The sequence below is a fragment of the Thermogemmata fonticola genome, assembly GCF_013694095.1.
GTDB classification, from domain to species: domain Bacteria; phylum Planctomycetota; class Planctomycetia; order Gemmatales; family Gemmataceae; genus Thermogemmata; species Thermogemmata fonticola.
The window spans coordinates 1-17,575 of record NZ_JACEFB010000009.1 but is presented as its reverse complement, the minus strand read 5'-3'; the positions used below and the strand labels follow the sequence as shown (position 1 = coordinate 17,575).

12 protein-coding genes are annotated in these 17,575 nt (G+C 64.8%); 5 read left to right on the top strand and 7 right to left on the bottom strand.

Annotated features, from left to right (window positions below):
* Positions 1-110 precede the first annotated feature (110 nt).
* Complete coding sequence (gene queF / locus H0921_RS12060) at positions 111-530, top strand: preQ(1) synthase (RefSeq protein ID WP_194538407.1); 420 nt, start codon at positions 111-113, stop codon at positions 528-530.
* Between the two features lie 28 nt (positions 531-558).
* Here queF and H0921_RS12055 read toward each other — a convergent pair whose 3' ends face one another.
* Positions 559-981, bottom strand: a complete 423-nt coding sequence (locus H0921_RS12055) for a YkgJ family cysteine cluster protein (RefSeq protein WP_194538405.1) — start codon at positions 979-981, stop codon at positions 559-561.
* Positions 982-1,155: 174 nt separating this feature from the next.
* Here H0921_RS12055 and H0921_RS12050 point away from each other — a divergent pair, with 174 nt between their 5' ends.
* The gene (locus H0921_RS12050) at positions 1,156-2,157 is read left to right on the top strand and encodes a beta-ketoacyl-ACP synthase III (protein ID WP_194538403.1); all 1,002 of its coding nucleotides are present in this window, start codon (positions 1,156-1,158) and stop codon (positions 2,155-2,157) included.
* 652 nt (positions 2,158-2,809) lie between these two features.
* Entirely contained in the window at positions 2,810-6,313 is a 3,504-nt protein-coding gene (locus tag H0921_RS12045) for a PD-(D/E)XK nuclease family protein (RefSeq protein ID WP_194538400.1), read from the top strand.
* Here H0921_RS12045 and H0921_RS12040 read toward each other — a convergent pair whose 3' ends face one another.
* Complete coding sequence (locus H0921_RS12040; protein ID WP_194538398.1) at positions 6,314-6,778, bottom strand: M67 family metallopeptidase; 465 nt, start codon at positions 6,776-6,778, stop codon at positions 6,314-6,316. It abuts the gene before it with no gap.
* A gap of 270 nt (positions 6,779-7,048) precedes the next feature.
* On the opposite strand from H0921_RS12040, the gene argG reads away from it, so the two are divergent.
* The gene (argG, locus tag H0921_RS12035) at positions 7,049-8,314 is read left to right on the top strand and encodes an argininosuccinate synthase (RefSeq protein WP_194538396.1); all 1,266 of its coding nucleotides are present in this window, start codon (positions 7,049-7,051) and stop codon (positions 8,312-8,314) included.
* Between the two features lie 202 nt (positions 8,315-8,516).
* Here argG and H0921_RS12030 read toward each other — a convergent pair whose 3' ends face one another.
* From H0921_RS12030 to H0921_RS12020, 3 genes are all read right to left on the bottom strand, one after another.
* Entirely contained in the window at positions 8,517-9,923 is a 1,407-nt protein-coding gene (locus tag H0921_RS12030) for a hypothetical protein (protein ID WP_194538393.1), read from the bottom strand.
* Positions 9,924-10,069: 146 nt separating this feature from the next.
* Complete coding sequence (locus H0921_RS12025) at positions 10,070-11,395, bottom strand: hypothetical protein (RefSeq protein ID WP_194538391.1); 1,326 nt, start codon at positions 11,393-11,395, stop codon at positions 10,070-10,072.
* Between the two features lie 266 nt (positions 11,396-11,661).
* Positions 11,662-12,582 carry a hypothetical protein gene (locus tag H0921_RS12020; RefSeq protein WP_194538389.1) on the bottom strand — a complete coding sequence of 307 codons (921 nt, stop codon included), beginning with the start codon at positions 12,580-12,582 and terminating at the stop codon, positions 11,662-11,664.
* Between the two features lie 351 nt (positions 12,583-12,933).
* Between H0921_RS12020 and H0921_RS12015 the strand changes: the two genes are divergently transcribed.
* On the top strand, positions 12,934-14,232 hold the full coding sequence (locus tag H0921_RS12015) for a TolC family protein (RefSeq protein WP_194538386.1): 1,299 nt from the start codon (positions 12,934-12,936) through the stop codon (positions 14,230-14,232).
* A gap of 115 nt (positions 14,233-14,347) precedes the next feature.
* On the opposite strand, the gene H0921_RS12010 is transcribed toward H0921_RS12015, so the two are convergent.
* Together H0921_RS12010 and H0921_RS12005 are read right to left on the bottom strand one after the other, a co-directional pair.
* Positions 14,348-15,280, bottom strand: coding sequence for an RNA methyltransferase (locus tag H0921_RS12010; protein ID WP_194538384.1), 933 nt, complete (start codon positions 15,278-15,280; stop codon positions 14,348-14,350).
* A 195-nt stretch (positions 15,281-15,475) separates the two neighbouring features.
* The coding region (locus tag H0921_RS12005) for an AMP-binding protein (RefSeq protein ID WP_194538381.1) at positions 15,476-17,575 on the bottom strand (2,100 nt) is incomplete at its 5' end.

Sequence of the window (17,575 nt, the reverse complement as noted above, 5' to 3'; positions counted from 1 at the left end):
ACATCCGCCTTCCGCTTGGAGAACATCCGCCTTCCGCCCTCGCCGCCACAGCCTACGATAAACCGCAGTGTATCATCATAACCTGCTCCATTCCCTCTGGGGAGTGCCCTATGGAACCGACAGCCACGCCGAGTGCGGATCAACTGGAGACCTTTCCCAACCCGCGGCCAGGACGGGATTACACGATCGAGATTGTCTGCCCGGAGTTCACCAGTGTCTGCCCGAAAACCGGCCAGCCCGATTTCGGCACCATCATCTTTACGTATGTCCCGGACCAATGGTGCGTGGAGCTGAAATCGCTCAAGCTCTATTTGCAGCGCTACCGCAACATGGGCATCTTTTACGAGCAGGTCACCAACCGCTTGCTCGATGACTTCGTGGCGGCTTGCCAACCCCGCCGTTGCACCGTGGTGTCCAAGTGGACCCCGCGCGGGGGGATCACTACGACCGTGACTTGCCACTACGAACGGGAGCAACCGGCTTCATCCTCACCTGCTGGCGGTGCAACCCCCTCTACCTCGCCGGGTTGAGGTCGGGGAAGAGCTGGGCCGCTGCCCGTCATAACCGGATGACCTGAACCCGCCGGGTGATCTCTTCCGCCGGGATCACTTCCCCCTGGCCGCAGCCGGGGCAGACCTGGCAAGTGCGTTCCCAGGCTTGCGGGCTGGCCACGTTGCTGGCCCAGAACGGCCAGGTGCGGCATTGCCGCGGACGCACGGGGTAGATGGTGCACCCTTTGGCCGCATCCCAAAAGATACAGTCGCCGTTGCTCCGTTCCCGCAAGGAGCGCTGGCCCCGCACCGCTCGCGTGTACATCGCCCGCACTCGGTCCGCCGCCTCCCCCAGATGCTCAGCGATCGCCGCGATCTCCTCCTCATTGACCCAGACATACCCCGGCGCTCCCCGGCAGCAATCCCCACAGCGCGTGCAGGTAAAGGCCAGGCCATCAGCGTACCATGGTTCAGAAGGCTGCCGGCTCATATGGAACACCCCCCGGTATCGAATCTGACGTTATCCTACATCGCCCGCCATCCAGTTGCCCGGAATTATCTTGTGGAAGTTGTACTGACAATTTGCTACACCGATAGCAATGCTCGGAATGATGCGGCGGTGGCTAGAGCACCGCGGGTGTGGCTCAGGATCAGGTTGATTTCGATGGGTATTTCTTACAGCGCGGTCATTGCGGGGACGGGCCGCTGCTTGCCGGCCCGCAGTGTCACCAACGATGAGTTGGCGGAAAGCCTCAATTTGGACACTTCCGATGAGTGGATTCGGACGCGGACGGGGATTCGCGCCCGCCGCTTTGCCGGCACTGGAGAAACTTCGGCCACGCTGGGAACGGCAGCCGCCCGGCACGCTCTGGAAAAAGCCGGCCTGGCCCCCCAGGACTTGGACCTGATCGTCTGCGCCACCGTCACGCCGGACCTGATGTGTCCCGCCACTGCCTGCCTCATTCAGGCGGCCCTGGGATGCCGGCATATCCCCGCTTTTGACCTGTCGGCGGCCTGTTCGGGCTTCCTGTATGCTTTGTCCGTGGCCAGCCAGTATGTGTACACCGGGGCAGCCCGCCACGTGCTGGTCGTTGGGACTGAGGTGCTCACGCGGGCCATGGACCTGACGGACCGCAACTCCTGCATCCTCTTCGGGGACGGGGCCGGCGCGGTGGTCCTCTCGGCTCAACCGGCTGGCCCCCGTGGCATTCGCCGCATCCGTCTTTACGCCGACGGCTCCCGCCAGGAACTGATCCAGGTGCCCAGCCGGGTCACGCCCCAGCCCCCGCCCGGTGCCACCGTTCCCCAGCGCCTGGACTACCTCCGCCTCGCCGGACGGGAAGTCTTCCGCTTCGCTGTCACCCGCATGATCGAATTGATCCAGCAAGCGGAGCTGGACTGCCGGGAACTCGGCTTGCCCACCTTCGACATCCTCATTCCCCACCAGGTCAATCAGCGCATCATCGATGCTGCCCTGGAAGCCACGCATATTCCACCCTCCAAAGTCATGGTCAATCTCGACAAATACGGCAACACCTCCGCCGCCAGCGTCCCGATTGCCCTAGATGAAGCTCTGGAAACTGGCCGCTGCCAGCCAGGCGACACTCTCCTACTCGTCGCCTTCGGCGGCGGCCTGACCTGGAGCAGCGCCCTCATCACCCTGTGATCCTTTTCGCCCAACGTCCTCCACACCCTTCTCGCTCCGGTCCCGCTCCGGCCTCTTTGCGCTCCGGCCCCGATCCGGCCTATCCCGCCTTCGGCCCGCTGCGTCCCCCACCGTTGCTGGCGATTGCTCAAAAACATGGCGTCCTCCTCCGTTCTGGGCCTGTGACCATGTCCACATATTATCTGTAAACATGATCATAGAATACCAGATTGTCAAACAGCCTCCTTGAACGGGAAGCTGCGATATATGGAAATATGCACACTAAAAATTGCCCTGTCAAGGAAAAAATCCAAAAAAATCGGCAGTGGGGGAGGATGATGAGAACGGCAGAAAAACCCCCCTCTTCCCGCCAAGCTCTCTTCGAGCAAAGAGGGCGGAGCCATTCCCGGCTCGCGGGAGGAAGGCGGAAGAGGGTGGAGGGGGCGGCGGTGGTCAGTCCGGAGGTGCGGGTCGGGGTCGTGTGGTACAAAGGTGCGGACCGGGATCACGTGGTACAATCAGGGCGTGGGGCCAGCTTGCGGAAGGCCAACCGAGGTGGGATCAGCTTGCGGAAGGCCAACCGAGGCGTTCGCTGCTGCACGGATGCGTATGCGGAGGAAGTGCAGAAATCGCGGGAGTTGCAGGAGAAGGAAAGAACCCAGAGGTGGAAGTTATGGCGGAGATGATCCGGCTGGTCTTGTCCCCCTCGCGGGCGGCGCGCTGGCAGCGGCTGGAGGAGGAATACGAACGGCTCCAGCGCGGCTACGGCAAAGCGAGGGTATTGTGGCTGACAGCCAGCCGCAGGCAGGCGGAACAGCGGCGCCAGCGCCGCGGGGAAAGAGCGCAGGATCAGATTCGAGACCTGCAAAGTTTTGCGGATGCCCTGGTGCATCACCATGCGGGGAGCTTCGCGGAGCTGAGCGAAGGGGACCGGCGGCAATGGGTGTGGGACACCCTTCAGCAGTGCCAGTCCTCCTTGCACTATTACAAGCGTGTGTGGGATAAGCGGGGGTTTGTCGAACGTCTGGCCGGAACGGTCGCGGAACTGGAAGAAGCGGGCATCTCACCGCAGCTCTGGGAAGAGACGCTTCAGAATCTGGCAGGTGGAGCGGGCCAGGCGTTGCAGGAGTTGGCCTTGCTGTACCGGGAGTATGACCGGCGGCGCCAGCAAGCCCACGCGCTGAGCCAGGCCCAGCGGCAGTTCCGGGCAGCGGACCTCTGGTATCAGAACCGCCGCGAGCCGTTCTCCGAATTACGCGGTGTGATCGTCACCGGCTATGTGGAATTGCCCCGTTCGACGGCGATGCTATTGGAAGCCCTGGCAGAAAGCGGCATCGAGGTGTGGGGAGAAGCGCCGCAAGTCCAGCAGGGGCCGGGACTGGACTATCACGGCTGGTCCCTTCTCGCCGCGGAGAAACTCCAGCCCATCCTTCTACCAGCCGACGGTTCCGCACCACCGCCGCCTTCCTTCCCTGCACAGCTCCGGTTGATCGAAGCGGCGGGTGCGTTGGGAGAGGCACGCCTGATCGCCCGGCAGGTGCGGCACTGGCTGGACCAGGGGGTGCCGGCGGAACGGATCCTCCTGGCCACCCGCGATAGCCAAGGGCGGCTGGCCGAGTTGTACGACGAGGTCGCCCAGGAGTATGCCGTGCCTCTGGCGGTGGACAGGCGGCTGCCCCTGATCCGCCATCCCGTGGTCGGTTTCTTCCTGCTCGCTCTGCACGTGGCGGCGCGGCACTGGCGCTTTCGAGACGTGACGGCCCTCCTGCGACACAGCTATTTCCGGCCCGCCTGGGACGAGAACGACGAGCAGCGCTACGCAGCGGAGGCATTTCTGCGGCGACTCGGCATCCCCCGCGGGCGGCGGGCGCTGGAAAACGCCATTCGCTATTGGACCGAGCAGGCCCAAAAAATCCTCCAGGAAAGTGAGCCGCAGGTTAGCCCAGCCAAGGCAGAAAACGAGTCGCAAACTTCCGCCAAAATCTCCCGCGAGAACTTTCCCCATTCCAGCGCGGAAGACAGCGACGAAGAGGGAAGCCCGTCGCAGCGCTTGCCGGAACTGGCATTGCAGTGTCAAGATTTTTGGCGGGAGTTATTCCGGCATTATGATGCCGTGGGAATCGGGAACCAAAAGACCGCCGTCTCGGAGGAGGAAGCGGAGTTGGCCGCTGCCGAGGTGGCAGAGAGCGCGGAGGGGGAGGCTGGCCCGACAGAGCCGGAGGTGAGTCTCGTCCGATCCGAAGGGGAGTTGCTGGCACGCCTGCGTGGGTTTGCCGAGAGTTTGGGTTTGCGCCCCGAAGTGCTGGACGCGGACGAAAAGGTGGTGGTGGAGCTATTGTGGCAAAGCCTGGCGGGCGGACTCCAGCGGCAGAGGGTGCAGAGCTGGGCGGAGTTGGCGGCATACGTGGAACGTGTCGTAACGCTGAGGGAATACACACCCGCCGGTAGCAGCGGAGCAACCGGGGCGGTCCGCCTGGTCGAAGCGGAAGAAGCGGCGGGGCTGGAGTGTGATTACCTGGTGCTGCTGAATATGGGCGAGGGAAGCTGGCCAAGGTTGAACCGGCGGGAGACCCTGCTCGCGGACGGCCAGCGCCAGCGCCTGCGGCAAGCCGGTCTGCCTCTGGAAACCGCGGAGCAGCGCTTCGCCAGCGAGCAGTTGCTCTTTGCCACTCTGACCGCTGCACCCCGCCAGGAACTGGTCCTCAGCTATGCCGCCTTCGATGCCAATGGCGAGTCCTTGCTTCCGGCGGCCTTCGTTCAGCAGTGGCGGGAACAGCTCGGCACGCAGCCGCTGACCGTCCTGCAACAAAAAATGCTGCTCGATGGCTACTGGACCCAAAAACCGTTGAGTGCGGCGGAACAGCGGGTGCAATACGCCCACGCCTGGGCACGGGGGCGGAAGGCGGATCGCCGCTCCTATCCGGCTGTGACGGAGGAGATCGAGCAGGTCCTGGAGCGTGCCCGACAGATGGTGGAGGCCCGCTGGGCCAGACCGGAGTACACGCCGTATGACGGCCGATTGCAGAACCCCACCGCCGTGCGCATGGTCCAGCAGCTCTTTGACGACCAGTGCCTCTTCAATCCGACAGCGCTGGAGACGTACTTATCCTGCCCCTTCCGCTTCTTCGCCCAGCATGTGCTCGGTTTGCAGAGGCTGCCGGACCCTGCGGAAGAGATCGAACACACCCGCCGGGGCGTGGTGCTGCATGAGGCTTTGGCCCGCTTCCACCGGGAACTGGCGGAGCACGGGCAGGACCGCGCGCTGATCCAGGAACTGGCGGCGGAGGCTGCCGCGGAAGCGGCAGCGAGGCGGGACAAGGCCGGGAAGGCTGCCGATAGCGAGAATGACACCGCCCAGACAGCGGAAGGGAACGAGGCGGAGCCGCCCTGGGTCCGCCGCTTGGCCGAGTTGATCGCGGAGGAGGTGGAGCGGCAACTGCCGCAAGGGCATAGCCGCCTGGTCCGGGAAATCTGGCGGTGGGAGGGAGTGCGGTTGCGAAGCTATGCCCGGCGGTACTGGCGGCAATGGCGGCAACTGATGGGGCGATGCCACAAGGCCGGACTGGTTCCCCAACCCGTGGCGTTTGAGGAAGGGTTCGGCACCGGCGAGCGAGATTGCCAGGTGGAGGCGGCCGGCCTGAGTATCCGCGTGAGCGGGCGGATCGACCGCGTGGATCAGGACCTGGCCGGGTCCGGCATCTGGATCATCGATTACAAGACGGGGCGGGGATCTGGCTACACGGCGGCGGAGGTGGAGCGCCTGGAGCGACTGCAATTGCCGGTGTACGCCCTCGCTTGGGAGAAGCTGGCCCAAGGTGGAGGAACGTCGCCGCCGGTGCGGGGATTGATCTACTGGTTCGTCACGGGGGCCGGTCCAAAGATCATGTGGCCGCCGTACCGAGGACGCTCATCCACCGACGCGGGAAGCCCGAATTGGGAACGCTTCCGGGAACGGACCGTGCAACGCCTGCGACAAGTGGTGACCGCCATCCGTCAGGGTTGCTTCCCCTTGGCGCCGCGGGAACGCGAATGCACCCGCTTCTGCCCCTTTGCGACCATGTGCCGAATCAGCCAGAGTCGGGGCCGGAAACAACAGCGCTGGGAATGGCTGCTTGAGCCAGAGGGACCGACGAGTCCAGCGCCTTCTTCCCCAGCAGAGGACGAACCGTGTGCCTGATCAGCTAGCCAGGCGGTGGTAGGGTACGGCCTGATAGCTCGCCGGAAACAGCCGCCAAGCTGCGATCTCCGGTTCTTCCTCCGCCAGGCTGACGATGACATGCAGCACTTCCGAGCCGTAGGTGTTCTGCTCCAGGTCCCGCCGGCTCGGCCAAGGCGGACTGGTCGGATGCGAGTGGTAGAAGGCGAGTAAATCGCAGCGGAGTTGCCGCAGGCTTCGGAAGGCGTGCAGCAGATCGCGGGGATCGGTCAGATACGCCGTGGGACTGGCCAAAGCATTACCCAAGGGGAAAACATGGGTGACAAATGCCTGGCCGCGGTGGATGCGCCCCGCCAGCAGGCCACAGCATTCGTGGGGCAGAGCAAGCCGAGCGTGATGGATCAGTTGGAAGTGAAGCCCTTGCGGTACCAGCAGTTGGTCAAAAGGATAGGAGGGGAAAGGATCGGGGGAGAAGGGATGGTTCATGGACGATGACGGTTCCTGGAAGAAAATGGTTCGTGATGGACAGCGGTTCATGGACGGTGGTGGACAGCGGTTCCTCGAAGGAAAGGAGCGGGGCGTGTGATGCCAGAAGCGGCGGTTTATGTAATCATATCGTGACGGAGCGCCGCGGTGCTACGGGGTGGCCTGGGTCCCGTGGAAGCGGAGATGGTGGGAAACAGGACAAGCCGGGGCGGTCCGCGTTCAGGAGGCGGTCCGCTACCGTAAGAGTCCGAAGGTGAGGGTAGCCGAGTCATGACCAGTGTAGCCGATTTGAAGGGCCAGACGGTGGGGTTTGCCGCGTCCGGCGGGTTGGATTCCTGCACGATCACCCGCTGGCTGACGGAGCAAGGCGTGCGCGTGGTGTGCTTCACGGCGGATATGGCCCAGCCGGACGAGACGGATTTCCGGGCGATCGAGGAGCGGATGCGGGCGTGCGGAGCCGCGGACTTCGTCGCTCTACCGTTGCATGACATGATCGCCGCCGCGGGGATCGAGGTGATCCAGTTCCAGGCCAAGTACGAGGGGGCGTACTGGAACACGACCGGGATCGGCCGGCACGTCATCGTGGCCGGGATGGTGCCGGAGCTGCGCCGCCGAGGCATCCGCGTGCTGGCACACGGTGCGACGGGCCGCGGGAACGACCAGGTCCGCTTCCAATTGTGCACCAACATGCTCGCCCCGGAGCTGACCGTCTATGCCCCCTGGCGCGACCCCGCCTTCCTCCAGCAGTTCCGCGGACGGGCCGAAATGATCGACTACTGCCTCGCTCGCAAGCTGCCCATCAAAGCCAGCAAGGAGGCCCCCTACTCGACGGATGCCAACCTCCTCGGCCTGACCCACGAAGCGGGAAAACTGGAACATCTGACGACTAGCCCCTGGTTTGTGCAGCCGGGCATGGGCGTGCTGCCGTCCCAGGGACCGGCGGAACCGGAAGCCGTCACTATCCGCTTCGTCCAGGGGGTGCCCACGGCGATCAACGGCCAGTTGCTCAGTCCCTTCCAGGCGATCCGCCGGGCGAACGCCCTAGCAGGACGGCATGGCGTGGGTATCTGCACCCATGTCGTCGAGAACCGCTTTGTCGGGATCAAGTCCCGCGGCGTGTACGAGGCTCCCGGCATGGAGTTGCTCGGCAGCGCCTATGCCTTCCTGTTGCAGTTGATCCTGGACCGCCGGGGACGGGAACTGTTCGATCCATTGTCCCTGTTTATGGCCCGGCAGATTTACCAGGGTTACGGCTTCGATTTGGCCTCACACATGGCCCGCGCCGCCCTCGCCCCGCTCACCCGCCTGGCCACCGGCACCATCACCGTCCAGCTCTATAAAGGCCGCGTGGAGTTCCTCGCCGCCGAGGATGTGCCCCACCAGTTGTACTCGGAAAGCAACGCCAGCATGGAAGCAGTAGGGGAATTCGACCACGCCGATAGCGAAGGGTTTGTCCGCGTGCTCCAGGTCAGCGCTCGGGCCTTAGCCGCCAGCGGCCAGGTGGTTCCTCCCGCCTGGACCAACATCGGTCACTGACGCTCCCCTGAGCCAGCACCGGCCCCTGACAGTCCCCTGGCCTAACACCAGCCACTAACGCTCCCCTAGGCCAGCCCTAACGCTCCCCCTCCGAGCGCGGGTAAGCTCCGGCAAGGCCCCGTGATCGGCAATCAGGGGAGCCACTTCAGAGGGAAGGCCAGCCAGAGATCAAGCGGAGGACAGGCCGAGGGTTGGGCCGAGATCAGCGCTCCGGCTTGATGACGGGGGGTGGATTGATGCCACCGGGGGGCACCTTGATGCGGGGCGGCACGCTCGGAGCCGGCGGAGTTTCTCTCCCGGAGCCGGACGGCGGAGTTGGCGGCGTGTTCGCCTCGGGCATCCCGTTTTTCAGCAGCCAGAAGCCGAATTTGACAAAGGCGGCCTGCCGCGCCTGCTCACTGTCAAACGCATAGTTGCCGTAAGAGAGCTGATTGGCCGGTAGGGCCTGCCCCGGCGGGAAGCGGAAGCCGTAGTCGGCCAGCCTCTGATTGGTCAGATACAGCATGCAGGCCAGGGCGAAGTCACGCAGCCGCAATTCGTGTTGGATCGGCGGTTGATTCGGCAGGCCCGGATTACCGAACCAGACCTGCGTGATGGTGGTGTCGTCCTGGAACAACGCCAGCAGCGTGGGGATTTCCGCCCGGCCATTGCGCCGGACCAGGTGGATCAAAGCCTGAGCTTTGGACCAGCCGGGGACGGTGTCACTGTTCGCAATGCGGCGCAGGAGCACCTGGGCCTGGGGAAAGTTCTGGAGCACGCCGCCCGGTCCCAGCATGTGGACGAGATTGTTCCATTCGTTCGGATCGTCGCGGCTGGCCAGCCAGGCTCCCACGAGGCGACGGTAGGCTTCGTGATGAGCGGCGGAGGGGTTGTTGAGCACAGCATGGGAAGCCGGTTGCTGCAAGAACATCGAGCCGCCGACGTGGCCGAACACCGGCGTGGAGGGAATGTACTTGCTCGGTACCAGCGCTTCGACAAAGAGCAGGCAGGCGATGTCCGCAAAGCTGACTTGCCGCGGTTCGTGGATGATCTGGCCGTTCGGCAGGATGCGCTGGCCTTGCATCTGGGCAAAGAGAAGATAGCGGCGGTCTGCGACGGCGCGCCCCGCAGCGGCATCCCCTTGTTCCAGCGTCGTGAGCAATTCGAGATTGGACGGGGACTTGACAAACTCCGCGAAGAGATTGCGGGCCTTGACATCGGTCCCGACCAGCTTGCGGAAGCGGCTCAGACCCGGCAGGGCATGTTCATAGCGGGCCTCGGTGTCGGCCAGGAAGGCCTCCAGGCGGGCCTTGAGGTCCTCCGCACTAGCGCGCGGCAGGAGCAGGGAAGCTCGGAAGCGGACCTCCGGATTGGGATGCTGGTCCATCGCTTCTAGCAGGGCAGGTCGAGCCAGGCGGCCCATCTTCGCCAGTTCCGCCTGGGCTTGCTCCCGTTCCCGATAGGAGTCGCTGCCCAATTGCTGGATCAGCAGCCGCGCCTTCGACAGCACTTCGGGGGGAACGGCCAAATCTTTCGGGTCCGGGGAAGCAGCGCGGCCCAGCCCGCCAATTCCAGCCAGGTTCAGGGCCAACGCCCCAGCCAGCACAAGAGCACCGTAACGCCAGTTCATGGGAAGACTCATCCTTTCCAAAGGTGCAGGATGTGGAGAGTTTTGAGAAGTTTTACCCGTCAGCATCGGTTAGCCCAGCCGGACACGTTTGTGGCATTCCAAGGAGACCCTACGATCCCAGGGCGGACTTTCAGAGCGGCGGACCTTCAGGGGGACGGCGGAGGTTGGGGCCGTTCCCGTTGCCAGCGCGCGAAAGCTTGCTGCCGGACCTTGTCATCCGGGAAGTAGAAACGGCTTTGCACAAAGGCCGTCTTCTGTTGCTGCGGCAGGCGGTCGATGAAGCCATAATCGGTCGGGGAGATTTGGCAGATTTGCAAGGCGGCGGCCAGGGCCGCATCGCGCATTTGCACCAGGATATTCTCCCGCAGTTGTTGGCCATTGACCGTGCGGATGATAGTCATATTGGCCACGACGGTTTCATCTCGGAAGAGGGATTCGAGCAAGGGCAGGAGCCGCGGGTGGGGCTGCTGGAGGAGGCGGTTGAACGCCTGGAGCTTGTAGCCGACTGGCGCGGCCGGATGACGGAGCAGGCGTTGGGCCAGCGGAACAGTCCAGGCGGGGAACCCCAGATTGTCCGCATTGAGCACCAGGTAATACAGCTCCTGGGGATCGCGTTGGTTCACAGCCCAGGCCAGCGTGAGGTGGCGCACGGCCTCCCCAATCGCGTCATTCTGGCGCAATGCGTCACGCACAGGACTATTCATCATCGTTGCCGCCAGGGAGGAACGCCCCCCTGGGGGAGTGGGATGGAGATAGTCCAGAAACAGCACCGTGAGCCAGTCCACCAGTCCGGGCGAACACCGGGGCATGCTCACCAGTTGGCTGTTGATAATGACCCCCGGAGCGTTTCGCCGATTGATCAACTCCAGGCGGCGCTCCGCCAAAGCGCTCCTAAGGCTGCCGTGAGAATCATCCCATAAAAAGAGAAGCTGGCGATTGGCGGGTGAGCGGAGCATGTCAGCGTAGAGTTTGCGTGCGGCCGGTTCGAGGTCTGCCCGCCGTCCGAGGGTCCAGCCGCACCAACGCCACTCGTCACACACCACGGCCCGGAATTGGTCCCAGGCGGGAAGCTGATGCTGATAGCGGCCAGCGGTGTCGGCCAGGAAAACTTCGAGGCGGGCTTTGATGTCGTCCTCGATGGCGGCGGGCAGCAAGCTAGCACACCGCTGGCGCACTTCCGGGCTTGGATGCGCCGCCAAAGCCTCCTGAAGAGCGGTGCGGGCCAGGCGGCCCATTTTTGCCAGTTCCGCCTGGGCTTGCTCCCGTTGGGTGTAGCTGTCGCTGCCGAGCTGTTGCACCAAGGCCCGCGCCCGTTGCAGGTCCTCCGGCTGAACCTCCAGGGCCTTCGGCGTCGGGGAAGGCTCCGCCGCTGCCCACGCCCCGGAGCTGCCCAGGCCGCTGCCTCCGGCCAGCAGGGCAATCATCCAGAACCAATAACGGCGAGGGGGGGGAGAGTCGCCTGGCCTGTGCATGGTCCTGCCTCCCTTGTTCCGGCAAACCTGACAAAGCAGCCTCATTATATCAGCCGGTCGCTAAGCAATAAAGGGCCGGCGTGTCACAAGTTACCCGGCCAGCGGAAGGTATCTCACACCGCAGGGGAGGTAGCAAGGTTCCGCGGACTTCAGGGTGACAAAGCGGACTCTTGATGCCCCGTCAAGGACCCACCGCGACTAGCCCCGCAGCTACACTGGCGTGGAACCAGAGACCCAAAAGGTCAGAAACCGAGGAGAAGCGGCGGCTAGGGGTTGTTCTCCAAGTCGTCGGAACCGGCCCAGTCTTCCAGCAGTTCGATGAATTCCGGCGGCGGACTGATCGAGACCGTGTCCGGTGCCTGGAAGCGGATGGTAAAGGTATGCCAGCGTCCCTCGTAGAGCCAGAAAATCTCATCGCTGATGGGGTAGGGATGCTTATGGTAGTTGTCCTGGGCGAAGAGTTTGAGATAGGGAAGGTGCTGAAGGCCTTGGGGGCTGACGGGCCAGACGTAGAGTTCATCGCGGCTCGGCAGGGCCAGCCACAGACCCGCGGGGGCGTCCTGCGGGAGCAGCTCCTCGACGATCAGAGCACGGCTGGCATCGTATCCATCGCCGGTGTGGCCGAGCAACAGCTCCAGGTTTTCACTCAGCGGTTGCAGGAAATCTTCCGGTGTATCCTGGCGGAGATTGTCCAGGGCGCACTCGAGCAGTTCCTCGGCGGACGCTTGGGAGTTCTGCACCATCTCCTCGGTGGCGTAAGCCATAGCATGGGGAAAGTCGATGACCAAGGAGATGACCAGCGGCGTGCCGGGCAGCGGGATGCTCCAGGGCTGGGCCTTCAGCTCGCGGGTGAAGGGGGGACCTAAGCGGGGGCGGAGTTGCGCGGTCAAGGTATCGAGCGACTGCGGGAGCTTGGGGCCTTCGCTGATACTGGCCAGGTGGTCGAGGAAATCGCCGATGAGTTGAGGCCAGTCCGCCCGTGCGACCCCCTGCGCCCGGCGATAGAGATTGGACAGTCCCAGGTACTGTTCCCCCTCGTCGTCGGGTCCCCGCACATGGACCCCTTCCGTTTCCCATTCCACCACCGTGTAGTCGCGCTCTAGCAATTCCGCCGTGACCGCAGCGCGAAAATCCGCCGACAGGCCGCTGGAGCGGCCCGCATCATCATAGGCATCCGGAGTCGTCATGACAGAGTACCTCGTTGCCAGCACAGGATCAGATTATGGCATTGCGACCCCGCCGTTTCCCCGCTGGCTGGAGTTGGAAAGAGCGCGGATCGAAGCGGCATCATGGCCCCAGGTGTAATGCCACAGTGCTAAACGGTGGCGGCATCCCATCCCTCATTCCCCCTTCTTTGTACACCCTTTTCCACCCGCTCGCCAGCACAAAACCGCCGCTCCAGAACAGGTTCTCGTTTCCGCAAAGGCGGTAGAAGCGGAGTGTTGGGCAAAACAGTTCAAATCGTCGCGTAATACTGGCCGAAAAGAAGAACACGGGGATCGACTGCGCCGAGCGGTCCGAGAAGGCATGGATGGTCGATGCGCGCCAGAGGCTGGAGCGGCTGGTGGCTGATCGCGCTGGGGGGATGCTGGACGCCCCAAGGGGACATGCTGCCCACCGCTCCGCTGCCGGCGACGGCCTTACCCGTCAGCCGCGAACTGCCCCGCGTGCTGACCCGCCCCGCCCCGCCTGTGCTGGATGGCCGCGGCTTGCCAGAACGAGAAGCAGCGGCAGCCGAGGAGCGCCCCGCCTCCAGTTACCGCTTGCTCAGCGTCCGGGAGTGCCAGCAGCGGGCGGCAGCAGCCGCAGCCTTGGCCAACTCCTGGGATGCGGCCAACCGCACCATCGCGGGAGATCGCCTCGATGCGCGCTTCCGCTACCTGGCTGCTCTGGAAAGCCGCAATCAAGCGGTGGCCGACGCCCTGAGCCTCTACTATCAGCTTGCGGCCGCCGAGGCGCGCCGGCCCCTTCTGCGCCAGAGCCTGGCCGTGGTGGAGTCCCTGTTGGCCAAAGCCCAAATCGCCCGCGCCGAGAAAATCCCTTACCCTCTGGAACCGGAAGACCTCCTCTTGCAACGCAGCCAGTTACGCGATCAGGTGGAACAACTGGAGCTGGGCATTCGGCTGTTGAACATCGAGTTGAAGCGGCGCCTGGACTGGCCGGCGGAACCGTTGAGCGAGCAATTTTGGCCAGTGGATGACTTTGCCGTAAGTGAGGAAAGCCTGCCTCCGGACCAGGCGGCGGTCCTGGCTCTGGCGGATCGGCCCGAATTGCGCGCCTGGCGGCTCGTCCGGGATCATCTCACGGTCCAGACGGCGGCCCAATGGCGGGAGCTGGGGGGGATGGCAGCGGAGCCGCGCCCCTTTGGCGGACTGCGCCGGGGGAGAGAGGGCGGAGGAAGCGGCTGGCTCGCCCTCGTCCTGCGGCACAAGCGGCCCCAACCTGACCTGGCCAACCAGGTCGAGCGCTGGCGGGAACAGGTCCGCCTCCTGCTGGAACAACGGGAGCGGGCCATCGCCGATGAGGCCCGAACCGCCGCCCTGCTTTTGCCGGAGCAGACACGCCGGGTGGCAGCCGCCCGTCAGCGCTTGCAACTGTGGGACCAGCGGCTGGAGCAAGCGCTGCGCCGCCGGGAAGCGGGCCAACCCAACGCCGAGGTGTACGAAGCCCAAATCCGCTGGCAACGCCTCCTCGCCGAAGCCGAACTGATCGAACAGGTGGCCGCCTGGCATCAAGCCCGCGTCCGCTTGCGTGCCGCCCTCGGCTGGTACGCCTACGACCAACTCCCGCCACCCTCTGCCGCCGCTGCGCCCTCCGTCAGTGGTTTCCATCGCTGATCTTCTTCTTCAGTGGCTCCCTTCGCGCATCTTCTTCCCTCCAGCGTCAGGCGGAAGCAGGAAGATCGGCGAAGCAGAGAGATGCACGGTGAGTAACGGGATGCGCTGAGCGGTATCAAGAAGGCGGGGTCGGAGGTGAAGCGGAGTCCGAAGGAGGAGAGGGGGACAGCTCGCCGGCCAGGGGGTCGGGAGGAAAGGACTCCGGCAGATCAGGCGGTAACGGCCGTCCGGCTCGGCGGGCAATCCAGAGCAGTTGTCGCGCCAGGCCGTGGAGCATGCGGACTTCTGCCTTGGTAGGCTGGGCACGCCCCAAGAGATGGCGGACCGCACTCATCAACACCTCCTGCCGGTCGCCGAAGAGATAACCCACCGCTTCCAACCCCTGGCGGAGATGGCGGAACATCCGTTCCAACTCGGCATGCGTGGCCGCCTGGCGGTCGGGATGAGGAGCGGAGGGTACGGCGACCTGCTCCTGACAGTGGATGTACCATTCGTAGCAACAGATGGCGACGGCTTGAGCCAGGTTGAGAGCGGGATAGGCCGGGGAAGCGGGGATGAAAATCTGGCCGTGGCAGCGATTGACCTCTTCGAGCGTCAGGCCGTGGGGTTCCGGGCCGAAGACCAGGGCCACGGGTCCCGCAGCGGCAGCCTGACAGAGCACGGGCATGAGCTGGCGCGGGGGTGCGATCCGCCCGCGGCGTTGTAAGCCAGCGGTCTCGGCGGAGGTGGCCAGCGTGTAGACGCAATCGCTCAGCGCTGCCCCCAGGTCCGGGACGATCCGGGCGGCATCGAGGATCGGCAGGCCATGCACCGCCAGGCGCCGGGCTTCCAGGTCCTGCGGTGTGGCACGTGGAGCCACCAGCACCAGATCGTGCAGGTCGAAATTGCGCAGGATGCGCGCCACGGCCCCCAGATTGCCGGCGTAATGCGGCCGGACCAGCACCACCCGGCAACGGCGGAGACGCTCCAGAAAAGCAGCCCTCTCCGACTCCGGGGAAGCAGCCCTCTCCGAAGCGGCAGGCGGCTCATCGTCGCGCAGGTTTCCCATGACCTAGTCTCCTGGCCAAATCGGCTAGCATGGGTGAACTCGTCGCCCCAGGAAATTGTGCCGGAAATGCCCGGCTCGAGGCAGCGAGGGGAACGAGGGGAGAGGGGGGCACCGCCAGGAGCATCGGGAGAGCCATCGGAACCATCCGGGCAGTCCAGAGCGGACAGCCGAGCGGCGAAGCTCCCGCGGTTTCCCTCAGCGGTTGGCCAGTTCCTGGGCGACTTCGCTGAGCCGTTTGAGGTCCAGCTTGCCGCTGCCCAGAACGGGCATGCTGTCCACGAGGAAGCAATCCCGCCGGTCGGGGATCCACAGGGGCGGCAGGCCGCGCTGTGCCAGGGCGGAGAGGGTAGCTTCCAACCGGTCGGCGATGCTGGCCAGGTACAAGACGACGAGGCGTTCCCCCCGCCGGGCATCCGGGATGGCCGCCACCGCCAGATAGCGTTCGCCGCGCGCCTCCAGAATCTCGTGCAGCTCTTCGTCCAGCCGCTCCAGAGGCACCATTTCCCCGCCAATTTTGGCAAAGCGGGACAGCCGGCCCGTAATGCGGATGAACCCGTCGGCATCGAGGCAGCCGATGTCTCCCGTGCAGTACCAGCCGTTCTGGATCACCTCGGCCGTCTTGGCGGGCTGATGCAAGTAACCGGCCATGACGTTAGGCCCCTTGACCCAGAGCACCCCTTCGCTTCCCACAGGCAGCGGGCGATGCGGCAGCTCCACCGCACAGGCTCGTACCGCGACGCCCACAATCGGCTGGCCGACCGTGCCGGGCCGATTCCGCACCTGCACATCGTCTCCCACAATCAGGTCGTGCAGATTGGTGGAGACCACCGGGGACAGCTCCGTGCAGCCGTACCCTTCCAGTGGGCGGACGCCGAATTTGTCCTCGAACTCCTTTTGCAGCGCCACGGGCAGCTTCTCCGCGCCGCAGATGAGGATGCGGATACTGCGAAAATCGTCCGGACCGCAGCGCCGCAGGTAAAACCGCAGGAAAGTGGCGGTGCTCAAGAGAATGGTCGCTTGCTCCTGGCGCACGATCGCCCCGACTTCCTGAGCCGCTCGCGGATCGGGGTAATAGATCGCTCGGCATCCTGCCGCCAGGGGCGCCCAGAGGCAGACGGTGTAGCCGAAACTGTGGAAAAAAGGCAACACGCCGCAGAGCCGATCCTGCCGCTGAATCTCGATCGTTTGGATGGCCGCGAACACATTCGATCCCACGTTCCGGTGCGTCAGAATCACTCCTTTCGGTTCCCCGGTGCTGCCGCTGGAGAAAACGATGGTGAGGACGTCATCGAGGCGGAGGCGGTGCAAGCGATGGCGGCGCTCCAGGAGCCAGCCCGGCAGGAGTAGAGCGGCGAGGAAATGCCGCAGCCGCTGCCATGACGTCACGCTGTCGAGAATCTCCTCCAGTGTCACGAGGGCGACACCCTCTGGTATGCTCAGCGGGCAACGTTCGAGGAAGCGCCGGGCCGTAACGATCAGGCGGAGATCGGCTTGCCGGATGGCCGAGTGCACGGCGGCGGCCCCGGCGGTGTAATTCAGATTGACCGCGGCGCGGTGCAATAGAGCGATCGCCAGATTGGCCAGCGCGCTGCCCAGACCGGTCGGCAGCCACACACCCACATGCGGGTCCGAGCCGAGGCGGGACCGGAGATAGTCGGCAACACAGCAGGCGGCGGCGTAAGTTTTCCCCCAGCTCAAGACCCGGCGGCTGCCGGAGGCATGATCGATGATGCAGGGCCGCCCCAGCAAGCGGAGCCGGGCCGCCTGGCGCACGAAAACCCGCGGCAGGGCCAGGAGGTAATCGCTGTCCCGGATGGCTAGCTCGCAGAGCACCTCCTGCACAGCCTGGCGGTAATCCGCCGCGGAGAGGGTCGGGGGCAAGGGGGAACCAAAGCCGATCCAGACGCGGGGGCGCCAGCGCGGAAGTTTGCCAAAGGCCCGCCCGCCGCTGGGCGCCCACCAGCTCCCCCACAGGCCGTAAATCCCCGCCGGGACCACCACCGCCTCCGGAGCCAAGCGTAGTACCCGTTCCAGCCCTCGCCCGAAGCGGCGCATGGCCACGCACCGTGTCAGCTTCCCCTCCGCAAACAGAACCACCGCCTGACCGGACCGCAGCGCGGCGGCTATCTGCTGCAAGCAGGCTTCCACTGTATGCGGCCGCTGGACTTCGTCGTCGATCCGAATCGTGTGATGGCGGCCCCAGGAAAGCAGCCAGCGCAAAAGCGGCTGGCGATAATACCGGCCCCACAGGACAAACTGGACCGGACGCGGACAAGCCACTCCCAGCAATAACCA

Excerpts from the sequence above, each read along its gene's own strand:
- queF (WP_194538407.1), top strand. The coding sequence starts at position 111 with ATGGAACCGACAGCCACGCCGAGTGCGGATCAACTGGAGACCTTTCCC.
- H0921_RS12055 (WP_194538405.1), bottom strand. The coding sequence starts at position 981 with ATGAGCCGGCAGCCTTCTGAACCATGGTACGCTGATGGCCTGGCCTTT.
- H0921_RS12050 (WP_194538403.1), top strand. The coding sequence starts at position 1,156 with ATGGGTATTTCTTACAGCGCGGTCATTGCGGGGACGGGCCGCTGCTTG.
- H0921_RS12045 (WP_194538400.1), top strand. The coding sequence starts at position 2,810 with ATGGCGGAGATGATCCGGCTGGTCTTGTCCCCCTCGCGGGCGGCGCGC.
- H0921_RS12040 (WP_194538398.1), bottom strand. The coding sequence starts at position 6,778 with ATGAACCATCCCTTCTCCCCCGATCCTTTCCCCTCCTATCCTTTTGAC.
- argG (WP_194538396.1), top strand. The coding sequence starts at position 7,049 with ATGACCAGTGTAGCCGATTTGAAGGGCCAGACGGTGGGGTTTGCCGCG.
- H0921_RS12030 (WP_194538393.1), bottom strand. The coding sequence starts at position 9,923 with ATGAACTGGCGTTACGGTGCTCTTGTGCTGGCTGGGGCGTTGGCCCTG.
- H0921_RS12025 (WP_194538391.1), bottom strand. The coding sequence starts at position 11,395 with ATGCACAGGCCAGGCGACTCTCCCCCCCCTCGCCGTTATTGGTTCTGG.
- H0921_RS12020 (WP_194538389.1), bottom strand. The coding sequence starts at position 12,582 with ATGACGACTCCGGATGCCTATGATGATGCGGGCCGCTCCAGCGGCCTG.
- H0921_RS12015 (WP_194538386.1), top strand. The coding sequence starts at position 12,934 with ATGCGCGCCAGAGGCTGGAGCGGCTGGTGGCTGATCGCGCTGGGGGGA.
- H0921_RS12010 (WP_194538384.1), bottom strand. The coding sequence starts at position 15,280 with ATGGGAAACCTGCGCGACGATGAGCCGCCTGCCGCTTCGGAGAGGGCT.